The 2,048-nt window shown below is 37.9% G+C and carries 2 protein-coding genes; both read right to left on the bottom strand.

From position 1 onward, the window contains the following. Nucleotides 1–1,474, bottom strand: a 1,474-nt coding sequence (gene ahpF, locus MXC11_RS11995; RefSeq protein WP_250010406.1) for an alkyl hydroperoxide reductase subunit F, incomplete at its 3' end; no start/stop codon positions are given. A 15-nt stretch (nt 1,475–1,489) separates the two neighbouring features. Continuing rightward, nucleotides 1,490–2,038, bottom strand: coding sequence for an alkyl hydroperoxide reductase subunit C (ahpC, locus tag MXC11_RS11990; protein ID WP_250010407.1), 549 nt, complete (start codon nt 2,036–2,038; stop codon nt 1,490–1,492). Between the last annotated feature and the right edge of the window lie 10 nt (nt 2,039–2,048).

Below are 2,048 nucleotides of genomic sequence, written 5' to 3'. Positions count from 1 at the left end.
CGCCCATTGAAATAATAATTTGTTTGTTATTCTGATCTGTGACATCGCCAGCAGCAAATATTCCAGGTACGTTAGTATTATTGTTACGATCAATAACAATTTCACCACGTTCGTTTAATTCAACAGCATCTTTTAACCATGATGTGTTTGGAAGTAAACCAATTTGAACAAAGATACCATCTAAGTTAAGTAGATGTTCTTCGCCGGTGCTCATGTCTTCGTAACGTATACCTGTAACATGGTTTTCTCCGACAACTTCAGTAGTTTTGGCATTTGTTTTGATATCAACATTTGATAAAGAACGTAAACGATCTTGTAACACGTTGTCTGCTTTTAATTCGCTAGCGAATTCGAATAATGTAACATGATTAACGATACCAGCAAGGTCAATTGCTGCTTCAACCCCAGAGTTACCGCCACCGATAACTGCTACGTCTTTATTTTCAAATAGAGGTCCGTCACAGTGAGGGCAGAATGCAACACCTTTATTAATCAATTGCTCTTCACCTGGAATGTTTAGCTTACGCCAACCTGCACCAGTAGCAATAATGACTGTTTTACTTTCTAGGACAGCACCGTTTTCTAACGTAACTTTAATTGCTTCGTCAGTCTTTTCGATATCTGTAGCACGAATGCCTGTCATTGCATCAATGTCATATTGATCAATGTGCGCTGCTAAGTTAGAAGAAAATTCAGAACCAGTTGTTTCTTTAACAGTAATGAAGTTCTCAATACCAGCAGTATCATTAACTTGGCCCCCGATACGATCAGCAACTATACCAGTACGTAAACCTTTACGTGCTGTGTAAATCGCTGCACTACCACTAGCAGGACCACCACCAACGATTAAGACATCATAAGGTTCTTTGTTTTCAAACTCAGATGCATCTGCCGTACTGCCTAGTTTCGAAAGAATATCTTGGATTGTCATACGACCATTGCCAAATTCTTCGCCATTTAAAAAGACAGCAGGGACTGCCATGATGTTTTCAGATTCTTCACGGAACACTGCACCATCAATCATAGAATGCGTGATGTTAGGGTTAATCACACTCATTAAGTTAAGTGCTTGAACGACATCAGGACATTTTTGACACGTTAAACTAATGAATGTTTCAAAATGGAATGAACCTTCTAAGTTTTTAATTTGGTCAATGATTGACTGTTTTTCTTTAGGTGCACGACCACTAACCTGTAAAATTGCTAAAACAAGTGAGTTAAACTCGTGACCTAATGGAATACCTGCAAATGTTACACCTGTTTCTTCGCCAGGACGATTGACTGAGAAACTTGGTGTACGTTTTAAAGACTTTTCAGAAAGTGAAAGTCTAGGTGACATATCAGAAATTTCTGTTAATAATTCTTTGAGTTCCTTAGATTTATCATCTGAACCAAGGCTGGCAACGAATTCAACGTTGCCCTCCATTAGTTCTAATAGTTGTTTAAGTTGTTGTTTTAAATCAGCATTAAGCATGTTTTTAATGCCTCCTTAGATTTTACCTACTAAATCTAAACCAGGTTGCAATGTTTTAGCGCCTTCTTCCCATTTAGCTGGGCATACTTCGCCAGGGTTTTTGCGAACATATTGAGCTGCTTTGATTTTGTGAGCTAATGTACTAGCGTCACGGCCAATTCCGTCAGCGTTAATTTCAGATGCTTGTACAACACCGTCTGGGTCGATAATGAATGTACCACGTTGAGCTAAACCAGTAGCTTCATCTAATACATCAAAATTACGAGTGATTGTTTGTGATGGGTCACCAATCATAGTGTAAGTGATTTTGCTAATTGCATCTGAATGGTCATGCCATGCTTTGTGTACGAAGTGAGTATCAGTTGATACTGAGAATACATTTACGCCTAATTTTTGTAATTCTTCATATTGGTTTTGTAAGTCTTCTAATTCAGTTGGACAAACGAATGAGAAGTCAGCAGGATAGAAGCATACTACGCTCCAAGAACCTTTTAAATCTTCTTGTGTAACTTCTTTAAATTGATCTTTTTTTGGATCGAAAGCTTGCGCTGTAAATGGTAAGATTTATTTGTTA

It is taken from the genome of Pseudomonas eutrophicaquae, from assembly GCF_023544715.1.
Lineage (GTDB): Bacteria > Pseudomonadota > Gammaproteobacteria > Pseudomonadales > Pseudomonadaceae > Geopseudomonas.
This window is presented reverse-complemented; position numbering and strand designations above follow the sequence as displayed.